The organism is Scytonema sp. HK-05 (assembly GCF_963872035.1).
Lineage (GTDB): Bacteria > Cyanobacteriota > Cyanobacteriia > Cyanobacteriales > Nostocaceae > Kalymmatonema.
Genome location: NZ_CAWMYC010000103.1, coordinates 127089 through 150097, shown reverse-complemented (window position 1 = coordinate 150097; position 23009 = coordinate 127089). Strand labels below are relative to the sequence as shown.

Annotated in this window: 12 protein-coding genes; 2 read left to right on the top strand and 10 right to left on the bottom strand. The window is 43.7% G+C overall.

Going from position 1 to position 23009, the window contains the following annotated elements; translation table 11 throughout:
* Positions 1-13: 13 nt before the first annotated feature.
* The 4 genes from AACT52_RS18635 to AACT52_RS18620 form a co-directional block, all read right to left on the bottom strand.
* The gene (locus AACT52_RS18635; RefSeq protein ID WP_083629965.1) at positions 14-8248 is read right to left on the bottom strand and encodes a non-ribosomal peptide synthetase; all 8235 of its coding nucleotides are present in this window, start codon (positions 8246-8248) and stop codon (positions 14-16) included.
* Entirely contained in the window at positions 8245-8730 is a 486-nt protein-coding gene (locus AACT52_RS18630; RefSeq protein WP_083629964.1) for an acyl carrier protein, read from the bottom strand. The genes AACT52_RS18635 and AACT52_RS18630 overlap by 4 nt, the downstream gene beginning before the upstream one ends.
* Positions 8731-8806: 76 nt before the next feature.
* Positions 8807-9403, bottom strand: a complete 597-nt coding sequence (locus AACT52_RS18625; RefSeq protein WP_073627070.1) for an FcoT family thioesterase — start codon at positions 9401-9403, stop codon at positions 8807-8809.
* Positions 9404-9485: 82 nt separating this feature from the next.
* The gene (locus tag AACT52_RS18620; RefSeq protein ID WP_073627068.1) at positions 9486-10382 is read right to left on the bottom strand and encodes a TauD/TfdA dioxygenase family protein; all 897 of its coding nucleotides are present in this window, start codon (positions 10380-10382) and stop codon (positions 9486-9488) included.
* A gap of 780 nt (positions 10383-11162) precedes the next feature.
* Here AACT52_RS18620 and AACT52_RS18615 point away from each other — a divergent pair.
* Positions 11163-13778 carry a TonB-dependent receptor domain-containing protein gene (locus tag AACT52_RS18615; protein ID WP_073627066.1) on the top strand — a complete coding sequence of 872 codons (2616 nt, stop codon included), beginning with the start codon at positions 11163-11165 and terminating at the stop codon, positions 13776-13778.
* A gap of 7 nt (positions 13779-13785) precedes the next feature.
* Entirely contained in the window at positions 13786-14985 is a 1200-nt protein-coding gene (locus AACT52_RS18610; protein ID WP_073627064.1) for an MFS transporter, read from the top strand.
* A gap of 85 nt (positions 14986-15070) precedes the next feature.
* Here the strand turns inward: AACT52_RS18610 and AACT52_RS18605 are convergent, their stop codons facing one another.
* The 6 genes from AACT52_RS18605 to AACT52_RS18580 form a co-directional block, all read right to left on the bottom strand.
* Positions 15071-16699, bottom strand: a complete 1629-nt coding sequence (locus AACT52_RS18605) for a mucoidy inhibitor MuiA family protein (RefSeq protein ID WP_073627062.1) — start codon at positions 16697-16699, stop codon at positions 15071-15073.
* 32 nt (positions 16700-16731) lie between these two features.
* Positions 16732-18315 carry an ATP-binding protein gene (locus AACT52_RS18600; RefSeq protein WP_073627060.1) on the bottom strand — a complete coding sequence of 528 codons (1584 nt, stop codon included), beginning with the start codon at positions 18313-18315 and terminating at the stop codon, positions 16732-16734.
* A gap of 80 nt (positions 18316-18395) precedes the next feature.
* Positions 18396-19334: a LysR family transcriptional regulator gene (locus AACT52_RS18595; RefSeq protein WP_073627058.1), complete on the bottom strand. Its 939-nt coding sequence runs from the start codon at positions 19332-19334 to the stop codon at positions 18396-18398.
* 317 nt (positions 19335-19651) lie between these two features.
* Positions 19652-20419 (bottom strand): carbon dioxide-concentrating mechanism protein, encoded by a 768-nt coding sequence (locus tag AACT52_RS18590; RefSeq protein ID WP_073627056.1) that lies wholly within the window; start codon positions 20417-20419, stop codon positions 19652-19654.
* A gap of 64 nt (positions 20420-20483) precedes the next feature.
* Positions 20484-21179: a transferase gene (locus tag AACT52_RS18585; RefSeq protein ID WP_073627054.1), complete on the bottom strand. Its 696-nt coding sequence runs from the start codon at positions 21177-21179 to the stop codon at positions 20484-20486.
* Positions 21180-21294: 115 nt separating this feature from the next.
* Positions 21295-22989, bottom strand: coding sequence for a ribulose bisphosphate carboxylase small subunit (locus AACT52_RS18580; RefSeq protein ID WP_073627052.1), 1695 nt, complete (start codon positions 22987-22989; stop codon positions 21295-21297).
* Positions 22990-23009: the final 20 nt, after the last annotated feature.

The window sequence follows — 23009 nt, the reverse complement described above, 5'->3', positions numbered from 1 at the left end:
GGACGCAGAGGTTTTAGTTTTTCTGGTTGTTTAACTCAGGCGATTGCACAGTTAAAAGATATGCTTGCAATTCTTGTGCTAGTGCCGTAATGTGGGGAGGACGCATGATGGTGAAGTGGTTGCCATCTAAAATTTCTGTGTGAGTTGTGTTGGTAGTATACTGACTCCAATTGGTATGAGATAATTTGGCTGCAAGTTGTTGTGAAGCCCACCAAACATGAAGTTTAGCTTCAATTTGGGGTACACGGTGAATTCTTAGCAGTTGTTGGTGAATTTCTGTCAGCTCTAGCTGTTTTTGCAAAATCTCAATTGATACTTCCGTTGAGAGTAGATTTCGTTCTTCTCCCCAGATCTTCATCCGCCGCAAACGTTCAACATAGGGTAAACCTGTCAATTCGTCTCGCAATTTCTGCTGTTCAATAGCATCCAGCGTTATAAAAGCATCAACAAAAGTACCGCCAAATACCAACGCTAATTCGTACAATGGATCGCGTTCAAAAGTTGGTGCGTTGTCTGGAATTAAAAAGGAATCTACAAGTCCGACAAAAGCTACCCTCTGCCCTTGTTGCTCTAAGTGTTTAGCAATACTGACAGCAATTACCCCACCCATAGACCATCCCATGAGAAAATAAGGGCCATCAGATTGAGCTTGGCGAATAGCTTGAGCGTATTCAACAGCCATATTATCAATGCTGTTATGCTCTTGATCTGGGTTGTTGAGAGCGCAAGACTGGAGAGCATATACAGGTTGATCCAATCCTAGACAAGCAGCTAGATGTTGATACACCATTACTTGTCCCCCGACTGGATGAATACAGAACAACGGGGGTTGAGTTCCTTTTACCTGGATTGGAACTAAATATGTGGTTTTTAATGAAGCATCAGTATTTTTAGTAATAAAATTTGCTATCTCCGCCAGAGTTGGACGCTGGAAAAGTATACCAAGGGATATGTTTGTACCCAGTTTTTGATTAATTTTAGAGATCAGTTGCAACGCCAAAAACGAGTTTCCACCCAACTCAAAGAAGTCATCATGGATGCCTATGCGATCGCTTTGGAATACTTCAGTCCAAATTCTTGCCAGCAACTCCTCAAGCGGGTTGCGAGGAGCCACAAAAGTTTTTTCTAACTCTGGTATCCTGTGTTCAGGTACCGTAAGCGCCTGACGATCAACTTTGCCGTTAGGTGTGAGCGGCAGTGACTCTAACAACACGAAGATTGAGGGTATCATGTACTTTGGCAACTTCTGTTGTAAGTACTCCCGCAACTGCACAGAAATTGAGTTAGAACCGCGATCGCTTTTGGCAAACCACTGCTTAGTTTGAGTTAAATCGATTTTTCCACCCACAAAACTATAAAGCAGAACCTGACTTGATTCGAGCTTAAATAAATTTTGCAGTTCCTCAAATTCCAGGTAGCCAATTGGACATAATCCGATTTGGTTTTTTGGTGCAGAACTCATCAGCAACTGACCAATGTGACCTGCTTCTAAAAGACAGAAATCTTTTGCCAGTTCCCCATATATCGGGGCGATCGCACTTAGTTGTCCAATCAAAAATAGTGAAAAAGCTGATTGTTCAAAAAGTGGTTGATTACCACCATAAACACTGCTCTCAATTTCACTGGTGACACTAAGTAATACTAAACGGTGAGCGGCGGGATGATAGTAGTATATTCCTGCTTCAAGACCTTCGACTCGATTGGGTTTTATTAACAAATATGTCTGCACGGGATAGAGACTCCCGGCGGAAGGATAGTGATATTTCGGTAGAGGATAATCATCCAGTTTCATCTGCTGCAAGCAGCTTAAAAACTGACTAAGCTGTTCCAAGGAAATAGGTTGAGGCAGAAATTGCCGATAACTCTGACGCTCAAGGTAAGCTTGGGTGAGTACTTCATCAAACTCTGGTTGGGGCAATTGTATGCTGGGTAGAGAAGATTCTAGCTGTCGTAATCCGGGTTGCTTAAGTTTAAATTCGATGCGTTCTCCAGGATCGGTCAAGACTCCTTCAAGTTGACGGGGTTGGTAAGCTTCTGCTGAGTTTTGAGCTGATATCAACTCGCTATTAGGGACGACATAAGCCACAAGTTGCTTATTCTTTTGTGATTCTCCCACCGCAGTAACCACCGCCTGTTTAATAGCGGGATGTTGTTTCAAAGCTCCCTCAATTTCCCCGAGTTCAATCCGGTAGCCATTGATTTTGACCTGAAAATCTTCCCGACCCAAAAACTCAATATTGCCATCGGGTAAATAGCGTCCCAAATCACCAGTTTTATACAATCGCTCCCCGGTAAGTGGATGAGTCATAAAGCTGGCGTTTGTCTTTTCTTCATCCTGCCAGTAACCTTTTGCCAGTCCAATCCCTGCAATATAGAGTTGTCCAGTCACCCATACGGGACAGAATTCTAATGCTTCATTAAGTACATATAAACGCTGATTATTCAGTGGTTTACCGTAGGGAATACTTTTCCAATTGGGGTCAACTGTCTCAATTGGATAGTAAATCGACCAAATGGAAGCTTCGGTTGCTCCTCCCAAACTGACTATCTGCACATTTGACCACAGTGCTTGCATTTGCCTTGGTAAACTCAGAGGTAGCCAATCCCCACTTAACAAAACTAAACGTACAGATGATAGTGCTTTTTGTGGCTGCTGGGATAAATATTCCACCAACATCTGCATTAAAGCCGGAACTGAGTTCCAAAGAGTGACTTGCTCAGATACCATTAACTCTAGCCAGTGCGCGGGGTCTTTAATTTTGTCTGGGGCTGGGATAACAATCGCTCCCCCCGCCGCTAGGGTGCCAAAAATATCGTACACTGACAGGTCAAAGTTCAATGCCGAGAGTGCTAGCACTCGGTCAGATGACCCGACTCCAAAGCGGTGGTTGATGTCCAGAATTGTATTAACTGCAGCTTGATGAGCGATCGCAACCCCTTTGGGTAAACCTGTAGAACCGGAAGTGTAAATGACATAGGCTAAATCACTGGGAGCCTGCACTGATTCCAAGAAGCTAGAGCCGCTCTCCCCTAACTCCTCACTCTCAACACACAAGCGCTGAATACCTGATAGCCAAGATAGGTTGCGATCAAGGTAGGGCTGGGTCACAACTAGCCCCACTTGTCCTTGTTCAAGCAGATACCACTGTCGTTCTTGGGGGAGTTCTGGGTCGATGGGGAGATAAGCCGCCCCGGACATCAAGATTCCCAGTACCGCGACAATCTGCTCCCACCCCTTATCCATTACTACAGCAACTAGAGTGTTGGGAGTGGCTCCCAACTGCTGCAAACGATATGCTAAGTGCTGGGCGCGTTGGTATAATTCCTGGTAAGTAAGGGTGCGGTCTGGGCTAATTACTGCTGGGGAATCAGCTCGCACTTGTACCCGCTCGATAAACAGACCGTGCAAAGTCTGCTCAGAAATGGGTGCAGCAGTATTATTCACCGCAGTTCGCACTTGAAGTTGAGCCTCGCTTAACAATTGTCGGCGGGTCTCAACCCAAGCTGATTGTGAGGTAGCTAGCTGCTCGATAAAATTGCAGTAAGCCTCAAACATATCGTCAAAAAGACCTGTTGGGAAGAGTTCTTCGACTGCATCCCAGTTGAATACCAATGCCCCTTTTTGCTCTGTAACTTGATGATCTAACCAAACTTGTGGGGTTTGGCTGATACTATAAACCACTTCTCCTAACTGATTTAGCGTTGATAAGTTTTGACCAAGTGAGTCCAAACCTAGGGTGCTGGTAAAGACAACTGGCATAAATTGATACCTTTCTCGCCGACGGCTGAGTTCTCGCTGAACCTGCAAACCACTAACGTAGCCGTGGTCTAAATCTTGCCACAGTTGTTGTTGTAATTGTTGAGCGCGGGCGGTAAATTTATTAGGGACTGAGTTGTCTACTTCCAAAAGCGTCAGGGAGGTGAAATCTCCGACAATTTCATTGACTTGGGGGTGCAGGGGTAGACGCTTAAAGAGTGTGAGATTGATAGTAAACTTTGCACTTTTGCTCCACTGACTGAGGATTTCGGCAAAAGCACCCAATAGCACCCCGGAAGGCGTTAAGTTTAGTTGGTTGGCTCGGTCTTTCAATTGTTGCCATTGGGCTTGTGAAAGTTGAGCGCTACGACGTTTAAATCTAGGCTTGGTGATGGAATTTGGGTTTTTAGCTAAGGGTAATTCTGGCGGTGGTGATAAGGTGTCTAGGCGGTTAAACCAATACTCCTGAGAACGCTGGTATTGTGGTGTATTTTGTAGAGTTAACTCCGCAAGCACATAATCTCGGAACGACAGTTCCAGTGGTGGTAATACAAGCTCAGGATTTTGATACAGTTGCGACCACTCTCGGACAATCACAAACAAACTCCAAGCATCGCCGATCAAAGCGTCAAAGCTGAGGTGGAGTCGAGTACGCTGTTCATCTAAACGAGTAGCTTGTAGCTTGAACAGAGGCCATTGATCCGCAGGTAAAACTTCATGAGACATGCGATCGCGAATCAATTCTAACTGTGTCTCGATATCTTCAGGTGTCTGTTGCAAATCCACAACTTCTATTTCATATGCAGGTACTGTTGTAAAAATTTGCTGTTGACCATCTGGTAAAATCACTGCCCTAAGCATATCGTGACGCAAGACGAGTTTTTGCCAAGCCTGGTTCAACCTTGCTAAATTTAAGCGATCGCAATCTAGCTCTATATAACCATGAGCAGCAATATTCCCCAGTTCAAAGGCTTCATTGCGCCCCAACCAGTATGCTTGTTGAATCTCGGTGAGGGGAAAAGGCTGATAGCGCTGCTCTGGATCTGGGACAATTGTTGGTAAATTAACCAAAGATTCTGTCTTTGTTAAAGATGCAAGCGCCTCATTTAGTCCGGCGACTGTGGGATATTCTAACAAAGAGCGTAGCGGTAACTCAATATTTAAGGTTTGTTGTAAGCGAGAAATAACTTGAGTTGCAAGTAAGGAATGTCCCCCTAATTCAAAGAAGTTATCATGAATGCCTACTTGTTTTAGTCTCAAAACAGAGGCGAAGATGTTGGCGATCGCTTCTTCAGTCGGTGTCCGGGGCGGTACAAACTCTAAGAGTCGATACTGTTCTATATCTGGTGCTGGTAGGGCGCGTCGGTCTACCTTACCGTTGGGTGTCAAAGGCAGAGCCTCCAGGATCACAATAGCAGACGGTAGCATGTAATCGGGCAACTTCTGTTTGAGGAAGTTACGCAGTTCATCAATGCTTAGAGATTCCTGACGAGGAACAATATAGGCAATTATGGATTTGTTGTCAGCTTGTTCTTCTCGGACGATAGCCACTGCTGCTTGTACTTGAGGATGCGTACTAAAAACGGCTTCAATTTCCCCTAGTTCGATACGAAAGCCACGAATTTTCACTTGATCATCAATTCGACCAAGCAACTCGATATTTCCGTCAGGAAGATAACGTGCTAAGTCTCCTGTTTTATAGAGACGATCTGAAGAAGGCAAAACAGAAGAATTTACCTCTGTTTCTTTTTCCTTTTTACTTTTTACTTTTGCCTTATTAAAGGGATTAGGAATAAATTTCTCTTTGGTCAAGTCTGAGCGGTTGAGGTAGCCTTGAGCTAAACCAACACCTCCTATGTGGAGTTCACCCGCAACAAGCATCGGAACTGCTTGGAGATAGCGGTCTAAAATATAAATTTGCGTATTGGCAAAGGGACGACCAATTGGGACTAACCCATTTCCTAGTTCCCCAGTCCCTAATTCAAAATACGTACTATCAATAGTAGCTTCAGTTACTCCGTAGGAATTAATTAAGCGAGTCTCAGAACCGCAGAAACGCTGAAATTCCTGATACTCTTTCACATACAAGCTATCTGAACCAACTACTAGCAACCGCATGAAGTGAAGATTTTGCGCTTGTCTTTCTAGATACTGAACCAAGTTTCTGAGAACAACTGGAACAAACTCGGCGCAATCAATCTTTTCATACAGCATCAATTTATACAGCTTATCTGGTTCCAAAAGCCACTCACGCGGGCATAATACTAACTTAGCCCCAGAACAAAGAGCGCGAATCAGATCCCCTGAAAAAACATCAAAGGAGAAACTAGCCATTTGCAGATGACTTGTTAGAGATTGAAGCTGATAGGCTTTTTCCCAAGCCTGATAGGCATTTACTAGACTGCGATGAGCGATCGCCACTCCTTTAGACTTGCCTGTAGAACCCGATGTGTAAATGACGTAGGCTAAATTTCCGCCTGTAATATTGCTAACCGGATTCGTTTCGCTTTCCTGGGAAATTACCTGCAAATCTGTATCTAAACAAACTACACGTACATTCTGTACTGGCAGACTTGCTACCAGTTTTTGTTGAGTTAGTACCACTGAGACTTGTGAATCAGAGAGCATGAAAGCCAAGCGTTCTTGGGGATAGGCGGGGTCTAATGGCACATATGCCCCACCCGCTTTCAGAATCCCTAGCAATCCCACGATCATTTCTAGGGAACGCTCAACACAAATGCCTACTAGCACTTGTGATCCTACTCCCAAAGAATGCAAGTAGTGTGCTACCTGATTAGCTTTGGTGTTTAACTCTTGGTAGGTAAATTGCTCTTGTTGAAATACCACCGCCACAGCGTTTGGTGTCTTTTTCACACAGTTCTCAAATAACTGATGAATGCACTGAGTTTGGGGACACTCAACTTGGTTATTGTTCCACTTCCACAGCAAATCACGTTGTTCGGCTTCCGTCAGTAGTGGTAGTAAGGCAATTTGCTGCCCTGGATTAGTGATAATCCCCTCTAGCAATATCTGGAAATGACAAGCCATTCGGCTAATTGTCGTCGCATCAAATAGGTCAGTATTGTACCTAAAAATACCAAGTAGTGATTCACTCATCTCCATCATGTCAAGGACAATATCATTCTGTCCTTCTTGCTGGGGAATCACAAAAGGCTCTAGCGTTAATCCGCCCCAATCTTTTCTAGTTCTTGTTTGATTAGATACAGATAATTCATAATCCTGAGCCATTTCCCCTAATTTCAACAGGTTAAACGAAACTCGGAAAAGTCCTGGAAGGCTGGGATCGCGGTTCACCTGCAATCGCTCGATTAATAAAGGAGAGGGATAATCTTGATGTGCGATCGCGTTCAATACTGTCTGGCGTACTTGGGATAGAAGCGCAGAAAACGTGGAATTGCCAGCAAGATTGACTCGCAAGGCAAGCATATTGACAAAGAAGCCTACAGTCTCAGCAAATTCAGGCTGACTCCTACCCTCAATTGGACAGCCAACTATGATATCTTCCTGACCCGTGTAGCGGTAAAGCAACACTTGAAAGGCGGTCAGGAGAGTCATGTAAAGGGTTGCTCCTTGAGTCTTCGCCATTTCCCTTACCTTAGAAGTCAGCTCTTGATTCAACTCAAAGGTATGGGAAGCTCCTTGATAAGTCTGAATTGGCGGTCGAGGTCGGTCAGTCGGCAACTTTAATACTGGCAAATTACCAGCCAATTGTTTCTGCCAATAAGCCCAAAGATTATCTCCAACAGGGCTTGCCAACATTTCCCGTTGCCATTGCACGAAGTCTCTATATTGCGATTTAATAGGCGGTAGAGATACCGCTCGACCTGTATTATCCGCCTCGTATAGCAAACGCAATTCATCCAGAAGAATTCCAAATGAGAAGCCATCAACAACAATGTGATGTATTGTCAGTAAAAGCACATAATCTTGAGCAGAGCGAGTAAACAGATTTACCCGCAGCACAGGTTCTCGTTCCAAATCAAAGGGACGCTGATATGCCTCGATTACCCTTGTAGTCAATTCATCCCAATTCCAAGTTGAAGCGTCAATCTCGTCGAAGCATACTTCCTGATCTTCGTGAACCTCTTGAAAGGGTTCAGCATCTCGTTGACCGAATGTAGTACGTAGTGTGGGATGACGAACTATTAACGTCTGAAAAGCCCGTTGCAAAGCCGGAATATTTAAATGAGAGCGTATACGTGCTGTAAAAGCAATGTTGTAAGCCGCACTCTGGGGGACAAGTTTATACAGAAACCACAGACCTTGCTGACCGTAGGTAAGGGGATAGAATTTAGAAGTGGAAATATCCTCGCGCAGCAAATTGATAATTTCTGCTTTGTGCTGCTTAATTTTGTTTAACAGTGTAGAAGTCAATGCGTCTTTAGCAGCACGATAACGCAGTTTATCACCATCAAGCCACAGTTCCACATTCTGCTGCGAGAGGTCTTTGAGAAACTCAACTAAATTCATATTTCACCTTCCAGCCAATCATCATCGCTCATCGCTTTTCGCCTGAAGTTTTCCTTATCTTTAGGGAGGAGTTGTTCATTCAGTTGCGTTGCTAGACTAGCAACACTGGAATCCTCCATAAATTTCACCGCAGACAAGTCTACTTCTAAGTCAGTTCTGAGTCGGTTTCTCAACTTAACAGCTATCAGGGAATCAATTCCCATAAAATTAAAAGGCTGTTGCACGTCTAATTCGGATGCACTGATTCCTACAGCTTGAGCAATCTGCTCTTGAATGTAAGCTATTAATATTGCTTGACGTTCATTTGCAGTTGCTTGTGTCAATTGTTGTAAAATTCTATTTCCCTGTACTGACACCTGACCTGCTACTTTTTGTAGTTTAGTTTCATCAATAAATTCGGAGTGCATGGAAGAAATATAGCGCAACTTAATGGAATAAAGTACAAACTTATCTGTGTCCATCTGTGTCCATCTGTGGTTCATTATTTCTTTGTGTACCTTATCCAATTGCAAACCGCTATAAGTTTTTTCGGTTTTGCCTAACAATAAGCCCTAACCCTTAAGTAAGTACAGTCTCAGGACAACTATCAATAGTGTTTTCCGGTTTACGATTCAGTATGGCGATGGTAACATCACCTTCAGACCAACCACCATTGCGATCGTAAAAGGCGCATGATGTTTTTATCATAATTAAATCGCCGCGACCAGAGTATTTATTAATTGATAGAGTTCCTTGAAAATTACTAGAATTAATTGGTTTCTTAAAGGTGCTAGAAAATTTAACAATGAGAAAATCACTTAACTGACGGCGTTTATAAGTTTCTAAATCCCAATCTTTCATGACATCTAATAACTTATTTTCTAGCAAATAAGCTATCATGATATAAAATAACTGATTGTAGCAAATGTTGAACTCTACCGAATTAAAGTGTCCAGTGTCAGCAATGTAGCAAGATTCAGGAATAGAAAAATCAGCTTTGATAAACCACAAACCTTGATGGTCGCTTTTCGATTGCTCAAGTAAATTACTTGGTTCGGCATATTGAAATTGAGCTTTTTTCAAATACTTACAATCTTGTTTGTATGGCTCCAAAAAGACATCTAATAAATTTTGATTGACGTCGTCTATTTTGGTAAATTTCTGGTTAATATCCATAACTATTCCTCATCAACTAAGTAGTATCTGCTCTCCACTTTCAAGCAGACCTAAGTTTGGCGAGCGCACATTGCCAAAATCTTTATTTCGTAAGTATTTCTGGTTGTTTATTAACCCCAACAGAGGAAACATAAAATGGTAGTCCATCGTAAATACCTATACGATAGCTGACACTTGTCTCGCCTTCTGGTACTGCAGATGCTTTATGATTCAGAGTTCTGTTCTCCCACAAGAGAATGTCACCGTCTTTCCATACGTGCGTATGAATATGCTCATCACGTTCTATAAATGAAAATAATTCTTGTAATATTTTTTGATTTGTTTCATAATCCAAACCTACAATACCAGTAGTAAAACCTTGATTCATGTACAAGATTTTTTCATCAGTAACGGGATGCGTAATAATAGCTGGATGTTTAACAGGCGGAAATTTCTTTTCAAATTCATTCATGATATCAATGATAGCTTTGTCGATATCCCACTCTTGCACTTTATAGCGCCATTTCGCCTCGTGTACCATGTATTTTCCATCGACAAAGCTTTTCAAATTTGCAGGTAGTTTTTTATAAACCTGCTGCATATCTATGTAATAAGTTTCTCTAATTGAATTTGGTAAAACTTGTGGGTATAACATGGTAAATGGCAGAGGTTCATCAAGAAATGCACAGTCCGTATGCCAGTATCTGCCAGTTCCCCTAACTCCAAATTTCTTTCCATCTTTGGGAACATTAGAAGACACAAATATTTCCGGATAATCTGGGTGATGATAGTTATCTTGAGGATAGATTTGTGGCGTTCCAATTTTGCGAGCAAATTCTAAATATTGGTCTTCGTTAATATTCTGGTTTCTGAAGACGACCAATTTATGATCGTATACAAGTTGTTTAATTGTATCTACCTGAGCTTCAGTAACCGCAACAACATCTATATCTACAACTTCGGCACCGATAGATTCTGAAGATGGTCTATTTATTTTCATCGTTTCACCCTGATTTCTTTAACTTGAACCTTTCAAGAAAGCGTTACTAATCTCAAACTCAAAAGGAGCGATCGCTAGTGTTTATGGACATGAAAATAGCACTATTTTCCTAAATAGCTGTGAAGTTTGAAGAATTAAATTTGCTGTATTCTTAATGGTGTCAGTAAAACCAACTTATGCACTTTTGAGAGAACTCAAAAATAATGTCTGCAAATCCTCAAGTTAATTATAAACTTAGTGGATAGCAGGTTATTTTCTCAATAAGGAACTCGGCTAACCAGTTAAATCTGAGAATACCTCTCATTGAAAGACAGTTCACACTCCATTTTCAGTAACACTTCCAAAACTGTCAAACGACGACTTGTCAAACATTACAATTTGTGAGGAAATTATCCCTCGAATCTGGTGCTATTTCCTACCATTTGACGAAATTCCAGAGTTTACAACTTCTAGCAAGTTGGTATCTTGAATCTTTGCTAATGAGTTTTGATACTAATAAGGGCTGTTGCGCGACGCGATCGCTTGTGGTTATGACATCAGTTCTGCCGTTTAAGTTTGACAACTCGTCGTTTGACACCATTACCGCAAAGGCAAACAATTTAGCACAGAGGTGCTTTTGTCACTTTGCTACCAATAGCCTTACAATTGTCAATTTTTATTAAAACGATTATGATTATCGGTTTTTCATGCTGATTTGTATAAATGGGCTGATGCATACTAATCCCATTCTGGAGTGAAAGAGTCCATTTGTGTTTTCAATGATTTTGGTGTGAGAATTTAATGAGCCAATTGTATCCGTTCTTAAATGTAGGACTAGCCGTAATACTAGCCGTATTTGTAAATCAACAAGCTTTAGCAACGACAAAAGAAGATAATGCAAAAACCGCTGTTCCAGTCACAAAGATTCCCCGACTCTCGGATATCCAGCGTCCTCACACAAGTGTCAAAGAATGGCTGGCTCAGCAACAGCTTTCTGGGGTTCTTTTAGTAACAGGGGTAAGGTTGAATCAGACTCGTAGTGGCTTGGAGGTGATTTTAGAAACAACCGCATCTGACAAGCTGCAACCTACAATTAAAAGTGAAGGCAATAACTTTATTGCAAATATCCCTAATGCTCAACTGCGTCTAACTGGTGGTAATTCCTTTCGTCAAGAAAAGCCAGTGGCGGGAATTACTGAAGTCACGGTGACAAATCAGGATACAAATAGTATTCGGATCACGGTGGTGGGAGCGGCGAGTGTACCAAAAGTCGAACTGTTTGACAGCGATGAAGGTCTAGTTTTAGGGCTGACACCGACAGCAACACCGACAACACCTGATACAGATAAGCCTAATAGTGAAACACAACCAACTCAACCATCAGCTGATAAAAAACCCAATGAACCAGACATTGAAATAATCGTTACCGCCCAGAAACGACCAGAACAATCGCAAGAGGTACCCATTAGCATCACGGTAATTCCTCAGCAAGAACTCGAAGACGCTCAAATTAGTTCTTTCCAAGATATCGCCAATAACACACCCAACTTTAGCTTTTTCCCAACCACTGCTGGAAGTGCTGACTTTAGTTACTACAGCATTCGCGGTTTAAATAATTTCAATTTTCTGGCAAACCAGGATACAGTCGCGTTTTATGTTGATGATGTTCCGTTGGACTATGGTGGGTTTTTAGATCTGGGCTTGATTGATTTAGAACGAGTCGAGGTGCTGCGAGGACCACAAAGTACACTATACGGCAGAAGCAGCCCAGCTGGGGTAGTTAATGTCATCTCTCGTCCCCCAACCAATCAGCCAGAATTTAAGGTAGGAGCCAGTTATGGTAATTACAACAGCCGCGAAGTGCAACTTTCTTTCAGCGATGCGATCATTCCCGATCAGCTCTCGTTTCGGCTCGCGGGAGCGTACAAAGCACAGGATGGTTTTTTTGACAATGTGCTACTTGATCGCCAAGTTGGAGAGCGATCGCAATTAATAGGACGCGCTCAAATCCTCTGGACACCTACGCCAGAATGGAATGTATCTTTTAACACCTATGCCAGCGACAACGATAACGGTAGCCCCACTTTTAATCGGCGTGATGCTCCTGACCCCTTTGAAGTCTCTCAAGAAATTGATGGTTTTAATCGAGTCAGTAGTAACACTCAGGCACTGAGAATTGGCTACAACGGTTCTGGATTGCGTGCTACGTCGATCACAGCACGACGCTTTACTAATCAAAGTACCTTTGTCGGTGACAACTTTCCCGGCGACTTAGCACGCCAGAATGTCGGTATAAATTCAACATTGTGGTCACAGGAATTTCGGCTTCAGTCTCCCGAAAGTGCTGACCGTTTTCGCTGGCTGCTCGGTGGGTACTATGAGTCACGGGAGTTTAATGTGGTCGATGACAGCCTAGAGTATACTGACCTCGGTGCAGCTGCGTTTCGATTATCCGCGCCAGGAACTAACCGCGTTTCAGCAGAACAGTTTCGCAACACCTATGCAGTATTTGGACAAGTAGACTACAAGCCAATTGAACCTCTGACCGTATTTGCAGGGCTGCGTTATGAATGGGCAAATGCCTCGCTTGACCGCCGTCGTGTGTTTGAAGCAGCTAGCGGTGGAACTACTCCCACCAGTCCAGAACTACGGGACGCAGAAATAAATAGCGATGAATTGATACCCCGCTTTGGGGTACAGTACCGCTTCAGCCCGAATTTAATGGCATACGGTACAATCGCCAAAGGCTATCGCCCAAGTGGATTTAACTACCGCGCTGACATTGAATCAACCCGTAGATTTGAAGAAGAAACCTCCTGGACTTACGAAGTGGGCTTGAAATCCTCCTGGTTTAGCGATCGCCTCATCGCTAACCTATCAGTGTTTCATACAGATGTTGATAACTACCAGGTGCTGCTAACCGATAATTTTGGCTTTTTTACAAATGTCGCCAATGCGGGAGTTAGCGTGACTGGGCTTGAATTTGAGATGAAAGCACAACCAATACAAGGGTTAGATTTAGTGGCTGGTGTTGGCTATGTCAACAGCCAATTCAAAGACTACACCAATCCGTTTACAGGTGGAAACTTCAGCGACAATCGCGTTCCCTTCGCACCGGAAGTTACTTACAACGTTGCGGCTCAATATCGCAGTCCAGGCGGTATTTTTGCCCGTCTGGAATTGCGCGGTTACGGCAAAACTTATTTTGATGATGCCAACCAAGTTAAGCAAGATCCATTTGCGCTGGTGAATGCCCGAATTGGTTATGAAGGAACCAATTACGGTATTTACTTGTTTGCGAATAACTTGTTTGATACGCGCTACATTACGTCTGGGTTCTTGTTCCCACCGGCGAATGTAACTGCGGGATTTGGCGAGCCGCGCACTTACGGAGTGCAAGTTCGTGCCAATTTATAACGACATTATGACTTCAAAGCTAGTTCTGCTCGCTACCCTTTATATTTCTCAGTTCATCCCTACCACGTTCTTTATCCAAGCACTACCCGTTTTCATGCGACAACAAAATATGTCGCTCGATGCTATTGGATTTTTGGGTTTGTTAGTGATTCCGTCAGGGTTAAAGTTTCTCTGGTCGCCACTCATTGACCGCTACCGTCTAGGTAGGCTAGGACATTATCGTGGTTGGATTATTTGTTTTCAATTGTTGTTGACATCAACCCTGTTTGTAAATGCTTTTGTTGATATTCAAAATAACTTAACTGTATTGCTCATTTGTATGTTATTGGCGTCTTTGTTTTCCTCTAGCCAAGATATTGCAACTGATGCATTAGCGGTAAATTTGCTTGAACCCCAAGAACGCGGATTGGGAAACGCCATTCAATCTGGGGGAAATGTTTTGGGAGCGGTGATTGGCGGTGGTGTGATGCTGATTCTGCTAGAGAAAGTGGGATGGCGGTATAGTCTAATTGCGATGTCGGTTTTCATGCTACTAAATTTAGTACCAACATTGCTTTATCAAGAACAAGTCACTGCAAAATCAAAAAACTTAAACTTTTTTAAGTCGTACTTCCAGCCGTTTGTTAGCTTCCTCTCCCGTCCAAAAATGCTATCGTGGCTTTTCGTCGTGTTTCTATATATGACTGGCGATAGTGTGACGAGTATATTGATTCGTCCGCTCCTGGTAGATAGGGGTTTGTCTTTATTAGACATTGGCTGGATATTGGGCATAGTCAGTTACAGCGCCCGCATTGCGTCAGCCTTGATTGCGGGAGTAATGATTATGCGGTGGGGACGCAAGCATTCTCTAATTTTGTTTGGAATTGTAGCAGCCCTGACCACGCTTTTGTATATCGTGCCAGCAATGGGCGTTGCTAGTTTACCTGTACTGTACGCGGTATGTATTTTGGTTAACGCAACCCAGAGTATGGCATATACCGCATTGCTTAGCGCCATGATGGACAAGAGCGATCGCGCAACTGCCGCAACCGATTATACGATACAAGTTTCAATAATGTTTTTAGGTGGAATTGCCGCCACAATTTTGAGCGGGATTCTTGCACAGCGGACGGGATACGTCCCCACGTTTATCATCAGTGCGGCGGTGAATTTGTTAAGTGTGTTTTTTATTACTAAAGTATACGACCAAGAAAGACTGCGTTTCTGACTTACTGCCTTCTGACTTGAAAGTGCTTATTATATCAAATCCGGTAGCATCTGAATGATTACTTAAAGTCAAAGCCGCTAAGATGTCAAACATCTAAACCAACGACCGTTAACTCAGGCGGATGCTCAACCGTAAACTGGTAATATATCTCACGTGTGGCGTGCGGTGGAAGAGTGAAAGCCCATTCCAATATGCCCATCTCACCAAGTTGAATTTGTGGGTTGCTACGGCTGAGGCGGACTTTAATTTGTTCGTTGCGACTTATTGGTAATTGTTCAGTGAGTTTTAAATTTGCTTCTTGATTTTGTAAGTTCGTAATAACTATCTGATAACCATAAGTAATTTTCCGATTGTTGCCAATCAGTTTTTTGTCTACCTGACGCTCAATTAAATCACGCTCAATTTTCAAACCCTCGTCAATCCCTAAGTTAAGCGTGAACTCTTGCCCTGGTGCAACATTCTCTAATTGAGTTATGCCAACAAATATATTATCTCGAAAAATATTTGCTTTCCCTGGTAACAAAGTGACTCGATTGGCAGCATTTTTCACATTTGCTTGTAGATAAGCAAAGCTGAACAAGCGCGGTACTGCTACATACTCAAAGGTACAAGGGAAATCGTCATGAAAAATTGTCGTTTTATGAGGTGCGCCATCACTGGGAATGTTTCCGCCACTACTCAGTTTAAAAGTAGCTGCACTTCCTTCTCTGGAAACTTCTGCAACAAGAGTTTCAGCAAGAAGAAGGTTTTCCTCTGGTTGTTCGGTGTCTATAGTAGTTTGATTTTCTCCACTAGCAGGAGCAGGTATAGCCACAGAAGCAACTTGTAGAGGCGATAATCTACGCATACGCGTTAACTCTAACGGGCGTAGTACGTCAATATACCAAGGTTCCAATTTAGGTGGTAGAATTCCCAGCCCTGGTTTAGCGGTAGAAAGGGTAAGAGATACATTTGTCCAATCTTCACCAGTATTTTGGGTAACTTCAGCAAGATAGGCAAGGTTGATACAATTACTACTCGTACTTGCCTGCAAGTCATACAGCGGAGTCCAACTGGCAGAACTAACCACGTAACAGACTTCTAGCTCAAAGTTTCCGGCACCTCCAGGCTCAATTGCCACACTCAAGCTAAAACTTTCTTTAGGATGGGGTGTTTGTATCTGTTGTAACTGCTGACGCAGGACTTGTAGCTGCTTGTCTAATTCCTGCTGTTGGACTTTGTACTCTGCTGTGGAAATAGCATACTCGCTGTACTGGCTTCCTAGAAAATTGAGAAAATCCAAAGTTTCGCTTAGGCTAAGATTTTTACGCGACAGACTCTGTGCAAAGGGTTCTTCTGTCTTTTCACGCAAGCCTTCAATAAACCTGGACTGCAAAGCCAAAGCATCGATTTGCGCTTGCAGAAGGTTGGATTCTGCTTCTAATTGCTGGATTTGCCTTGTCAAATGGATCAGTCGTTCGGCGGAGGGTTCGGTGGAGAAAACCCGTTCTGTACTCACTCCCAGCAACCGCACTGCAACCTCACCTGTACCCCTAACCCTGACTGACTCAGTTTGTATGGTGGCTGGGATTTGGGTAATTTCTAATTCTCGTTCCAGTCCGGTTAGCGCTATAATACCCCGTCGGTTCACAAGGGCTTGGTCAGTATACACCGTCACAGCTACAATCTCGGTTTCTACTGTTTTTCGCACAGGTAGTGCTTCCGGGTTAGTCACTGCCAGTCCCCCATTGTGAATGTCTTTGCTGGTTACTCAATAGTAAAGTAGAACGTCGCCCCTCGACCGACAGCCGCCTCTACCCAAATGCGTCCTCCATGTTTATGGATAATGCGTTGTACTGATGCCAGCCCTACACCTGTGCCGGGAAACTCATTGTCGGAGTGCAGGCGCTGGAAGGGGCGGAACAGTTTATTGGCGCGCTTCATGTCGAAGCCAGCACCATTATCCCGCACGTAGAAAACTGATGAATTATTTGTTTCTTTTTTGACGGCAAACTCAATGCGTGGTTGTTCAACTTTGGCAGAATACTTCCAGGCGTTGGACAGCAAATTTTCCAACATCACCCGCAGGAGAACTGGGTCTCCATTCACCGTTAGTCCTTGTGCAACGTGTGTTTCCACTTGACGATTTGCTTCAACAGCCTTGATATTAGATAAAATCTCCTGAACCATGTTGCTAAGGTCAACTGTTTCTCGCTTGAGTTCTACCTGTGTCAGCTTGTGTAAAGACAGCATGGCATCAATTTGCGTGTTTAAACCCTTTGCGGAGGTAGACACGCGGTTCAGGTATTGCTTTCCCTGCTCGTCCAGTTGGTTGTTGTATTTCATCTGCAAAAGCTCACTGAAGCCTATAATGCTCCTGAGGGGCGATCGCAAGTCATGAGAAATGGTATACGAAAAGGCTTCTAATTCCTGGTTTGCAAATTCTAACTGAGATGTTCTTTCCCGCACGCGTTGTTCCAGTTCGCTGTACACCTGAACATTTTCCATCGCTACGGACGTGCTGTCAGCCAAAGCTTGGATCAGGTGTACCTCCTCTGGGGTAGAAGTGTGTTTTTCCGCCCAATAATTGCCAATAGCGCCAATAGGTGCTTCCTTGCGAATTGGCACCATAACCAAGCTTTTGATAAAAGTTGGTTCATATGCTTCAATTGGGATGCGCTCATCACCGTACACATCCTCAATGATGGCTTGCTGTCGGTTCAGCATACACCAACCACCCATACAGATGTCAATTGGAAAGCGCCGACCTTTCCACAACGGCTGGATGGCATTTTCCTCAGCGTAGTAGCACATATTGCCTTCACGCAGGACAAAGGTTGCTCCGTCAGCTCCGGTCAGTTCTCGTGCAGCATGACGTACTATAGCCGTAATCTGATCTAAACTACGTGCTAGGGAGAGTTTCTGAACAACAGTCACCAGGAGTTCCATCGAGTGGTTGTAGCGCTCTAGCTGCTGACATGAAGAACGTTCAAGAGCATATCGAGCGACCAGTGGCAATCGCCACAATTGCTCTTTATAAATGTAGTCTACAGCACCGATACGTAAGTATGCTGCTGCTTCCTCCTCATTGACATTCCCAGAAACAAAGATGAAGGGAAGTTTGGGGTACTTTTGATGAGCAATCTCAAAGGCAGAACGCCCAGAAAACCCTTCAACTCCATTTTCACAGAGGATTAAATCAAAACCGCCTCGTTCCATAGCAGCGATGTACTCACAGCGCGTCTTGACCACCTGTGCTGCTACTTTCCAGCCATCCTTATCCAGCACGCTTTGAATACGATGCGCGTCAAAGGCGTTGTCTTCAAGATGGAGAATGGCTAGAGCGTTCATAATTCCAACCCCAAGGCAGATTTTTTACTGCCGCTAGAAATGATTCTAATAGAAGGTTTTCTAAATATAATTTTGCCTATTTAACTATTTTCCTCTATATGAAAATAACTAGAGCTTGTGGTTTTATCTGCAAATTGCTTTGCTGCTTCGAGTAAATATTCAAAATAGGTACGAGCAACAATAGATAGCTGTTTTCCTGATGGGTATACCATGTACCAATTGCGTGGAATTGGAAAGTGTTCGACATCCAAAATGGTTACATCCTGACCATCGGTAATTAATGTATGTCGAGATAAAACTGAAATTCCTAAACCACCCGCAATTGCTTGTTTAATCGCCTCGTTACTCCCTAATTCTAGCTTAACCTTCACCACCACTTCATGCTCATCGAATAATTTCTGCACGGCTCGCCGCGTTCCTGATCCTGGTTCCCGCATAATAAAAGGTTCATCAGCAAGACGTTGAATGGGGATATTTTTTTCCTTTGCAAGCGGATGATTAAGCGGTGCCAAAACGACCAAGGGATTTTCTAAAAATGGCTGGCAATTGACATCTAGATGTTCGGGGACTTGACTCATGATATACAAGTCATCCATATTGCCGCTCATGCGTTCCAAAATGCCTTCATGATTTGTCACTTGCAGCGCGATATCAATTCCTGGGTAAAGTTGGCAAAACGGACCTAATAAACGTGGAATGAAATATTTAGCAGTCGTAATTACTGCTAAGCGTAATTGCCCTTGCTTTAACCCTTTTAAATCTGCCACCTTCATTTCAAATTGGGCAATTGTCTCGAAAATCTGCCGACAAGTGGCAAAGAGTTCCCGTCCCGCTTCCGTAAGATAGAGACGCTTTCCTACCTGCTCAAATAATGGCAACCCGACTGATTTCGTCAGTTGCTTAATTTGCATCGAAACAGTGGGTTGGGTGAGAAAGAGTTCCTCTGCGGCGCGAGTAAAGCTACCGTGACGTGCCGCCGCCTCAAACACCTTCAACTGGTGCAGCGTCGCTTGATTCAAGGGTTATTCTCCTCTAATAGGGATTCTATAGATATAGTCTAGTATCACTGAACACTTGAAATTGATGTAGTTTTGCTTATGTAAAAGTTACAAGTGAAAGATATAGATAAAAATCTATTGTTCCTATTAGAAGAATGGTATTTTCTTTATAATTTTGAAAAGTTATTATTCAAAAAAGCAACAACAGCGTAAGATACCTTCCAGGCAAGGTGGCACACCTTGATGGTGGACGACTCAGGTTACGAGTTATGAGTTATGAGTTATGAGTCATTCACTCTTAACTCTTCACTCTTAACTCCTAACTTTTTTAGTCTCAATCATTCTTCAGTCATTTTTAGAGGTAACCTGCTCAAATTGGGCAATTGCACGAGTTCTGTTTCTACAACTTGCTCCTTGATATTTACTGGTAAGTTTAACGGTTGACGTTCTTCTATCCAGCAACTTGCGACTGGCAAGGTTTGCTCTAATTCATCCAATGGTCTTGGAATCACCATCACTGCGTTCAATTCCCCAATCCGTTCTGCCTCGTACATACCAGCTTCCACTGCCACCGCCACATTTGCCACGGAGCCACGAATAATGGCTGTACACAAACCCGCACCAATTTTTTCGTACGCTGCTAATTGGACATCGGCAGCTTTCAGCATCGCATCGGCTGCTCCCACCAACGCCGGAAATCCCCGCGTTTCTACCAAACCAATTGCCTGATCGCTCAGACGGTTGTAGCTGCCTTCAGCAATTGCGCTCAGACGACTATTGATAGGCAGCACAACTTCCAAGTTGGGATAAGGTCGGGGAATCACCAAGCTAGAAACTAACTGACCAAATTGTTCAGCAGTTTGAACGCCAGATTCTACCGCCAGACGCACATCGGCGATCCCACCTCTGACAATAGCAGTACAGTGACCACTGCCGATTTTTTCATATCCAATCAGGTGAACTCCAGCTGTCTTGAGCATCATGTCCGCTGTACCAACCATTGCTGGGAAACTACAGGTAGACACTAATCCCAAAGCACTGTCGTTAAAAATCTCTCGACGGTGCGATGCCTGTTCACTTGTAAAGCGTTGATTGTAAGCCTCCATTTAAATTCTCCAGGATACTGAATTGTTAGTTGCTCTTTAAAGCTAACAACTTAACAATTAACACTTATTGAGACTGACCGTCAGATGTGGGTTTGTTCAAGGATTGCTTATGGGGAAACAATGTAACCAACAGCTTTTGTATGCTTTCTTGCCCGTAAATGTAAGTACTGATTTGTGAGTCCTGAGGGGGAGATGAGGGAGATGAGGGAGATGAGGGAGATGAGGGAGATGAGAGAGGTGGGGAAGAATTGGGAATTAATTCTTTCTCCTGTTGTGTTTGTCCGCCTGTCCCCAAGTCTTTTTGTCTGCCTGTCCCATTTTCCGACTTCGTATTACTAGAAGCAAGGTCATTTGTGGATAGTTCCGGCTGTTTTGTCTCACTGGTTGGCGCAGGAGATTCAGTTAGGCGCCGACTCGAATCTCCGAAAACAGAGCCAGCAGCAACCACTTGTCCAGGTTCAACAGAACAATTGAAAATTGTTGTCGCTGCCCCTATACAAGCATTTGCCCCAATTTTGCCTTGACCAACCATCAAAAGACCGGCTCCCAGGTTTGCTCCTGCTTCTACCTCTAAGGTTCCTTCATGGACTTGGAGAATTGACCCCATACCAACGCAGACCCCTGAACCGATGATTATTTTGCTATTTGGAGCCGCTTGGAGTATCACACCTGGTGCAAGTACTGCACTGGGATGAATTATCACCTCGCCACTTATGTAAGAATCAAAGTCATAACTTGGGCGCAGTGGCGGCACAGACATGGGATGTAACCTCGGAAGCCGGAATAATGTAAACAGTGAAGAAACAAGAGTGAAGAAAGAAGAATGAACAAAAAAGAAAAAATGCTTTTATCTTCCTTCTACCTTCTATTTTTCTTCACGGACGTTGAATGATTGTTTCAAGTACGCGGCGCTTAGCTTTGGGCTCGATACCAATCAGCCGCACATATTCCCCTTGGTATTCACCAAGGTAGCCTTCTAATGCTGCTGCTGCTTGTTGTACAGAATTAGCCTGAATTTGTCCAGCGCTCGCCCAGGAGCCTATACGGAACCGTCGTTGGTCTACGTGTTCTACACTAATTTTATACCCACTATTTATGAGTTGCTGTAGCTGTTCTACTACCTCGGAACTTAGGCGGGTACTGGTCGCTGATGCCTTTGCAGAGGAAGTCGCTCCAGACGCACTAGCTACTACTGACTTAGAACTGCCAGATGAACTGCTAGATGAACTGACAGAACCGTTAGGGCGTTGGATAATGCTTTCTAACACTCGCCGTTTTGCCTTGGGGTCAATACCAATCAACCGCACGTACTCACCCTGGTGACTATCTATACAATCTTCTAAGGCAGCAACAACTTGTTTTATGGAAGTTGCTTCTATTGGTGTGCAACTTTGCCAAGAACCTGTGCGGAAGCGACGCTCATCTACGTGTTCCATGCCAATTTTGTAACCACCTGCTAGGAGTTGGTTGACTTGGTCTACAGTTTCAGCACTGAGTTTGCCACTGCTACTGCCACTACCATTACTGTAACTATGAGCGTTACCATTCGCGTTGTAGCTTTTATTTGTTTGGTTGGTAGGAGCTTTGAAGTTTGTTGGTGCTTGCACCGCCCCATCTGGACGTTGGATGATGGTTTCTAGGACGCGCCGTCTGCCTTTGTCAATGCCAAATAGACGAACGTACTCGCCCGAGTGTTCCTGAAGACAACCTTCCAAAGATGCGATCGCCTCACCAACCGATCTAGCTTCTATTGGTGTGCAACTTTGCCAAGAGCCAGTGCGGAACCGCCGTTGGTCTACGTGTTCCGTTCCAATCTTATACCCTTGCTCCAACAGATACCGTAATTGCTCTACTGTTTCAGCACCCAAGCTACTGCTCGCCACGTCATTACTCCTTTCTAACTCTTCAAATTCAAACTTATTACCGTTGCTTGTATAAGATTTAGCTAACTCATCCCGAATGGTTTTAATACACTTACTATCCCCAGCACAGATATAACCAGATCGCAACGCTTGATTAATCCCAATTACATGATGAGCAAATTGCTTATCCTGTGCCTGCACATCTGGCAGACGGTCAGCTTGTTGTTGATTAGTAATTATTGCTCCTGAAGGTACGTATTTTCCCGCCGGAATTTCCACATCTTGAATCAGAGCGTGCATCATTACGATGCAACCTGCTCCCACCCTAGCGTTAAACACCGTGGAGCGAAAGCCTATGAAGCAACTATCCCCAACATAAGCTGGTCCATGAATCAGAGCCATGTGGGTAATGGATGCATCGCTGCCAATCCATACCGAGTATTCATTTTGGTCATCGCCAACGACTCGACCTTGCTCCAGCCCATGTATGACGACACCATCTTGTAAATTGGTGTTTTCACCTATATGAAAGGGTGTGCCTTCATCCGCTCTAATCGAAGTCCCCGGAGCAACGATTACATTTGCATCTATATGTACATCTCCAATAACGTTGGAAAAAGGATGTATAAATGCGGTTTCATGGATTTTTGGCTCAGCTAAACTCCTTGACCACGGGGTTGGGGGTGCCGCCGTGCTGCGGACTGCCATCGCTAGATTCCTCCTCTATT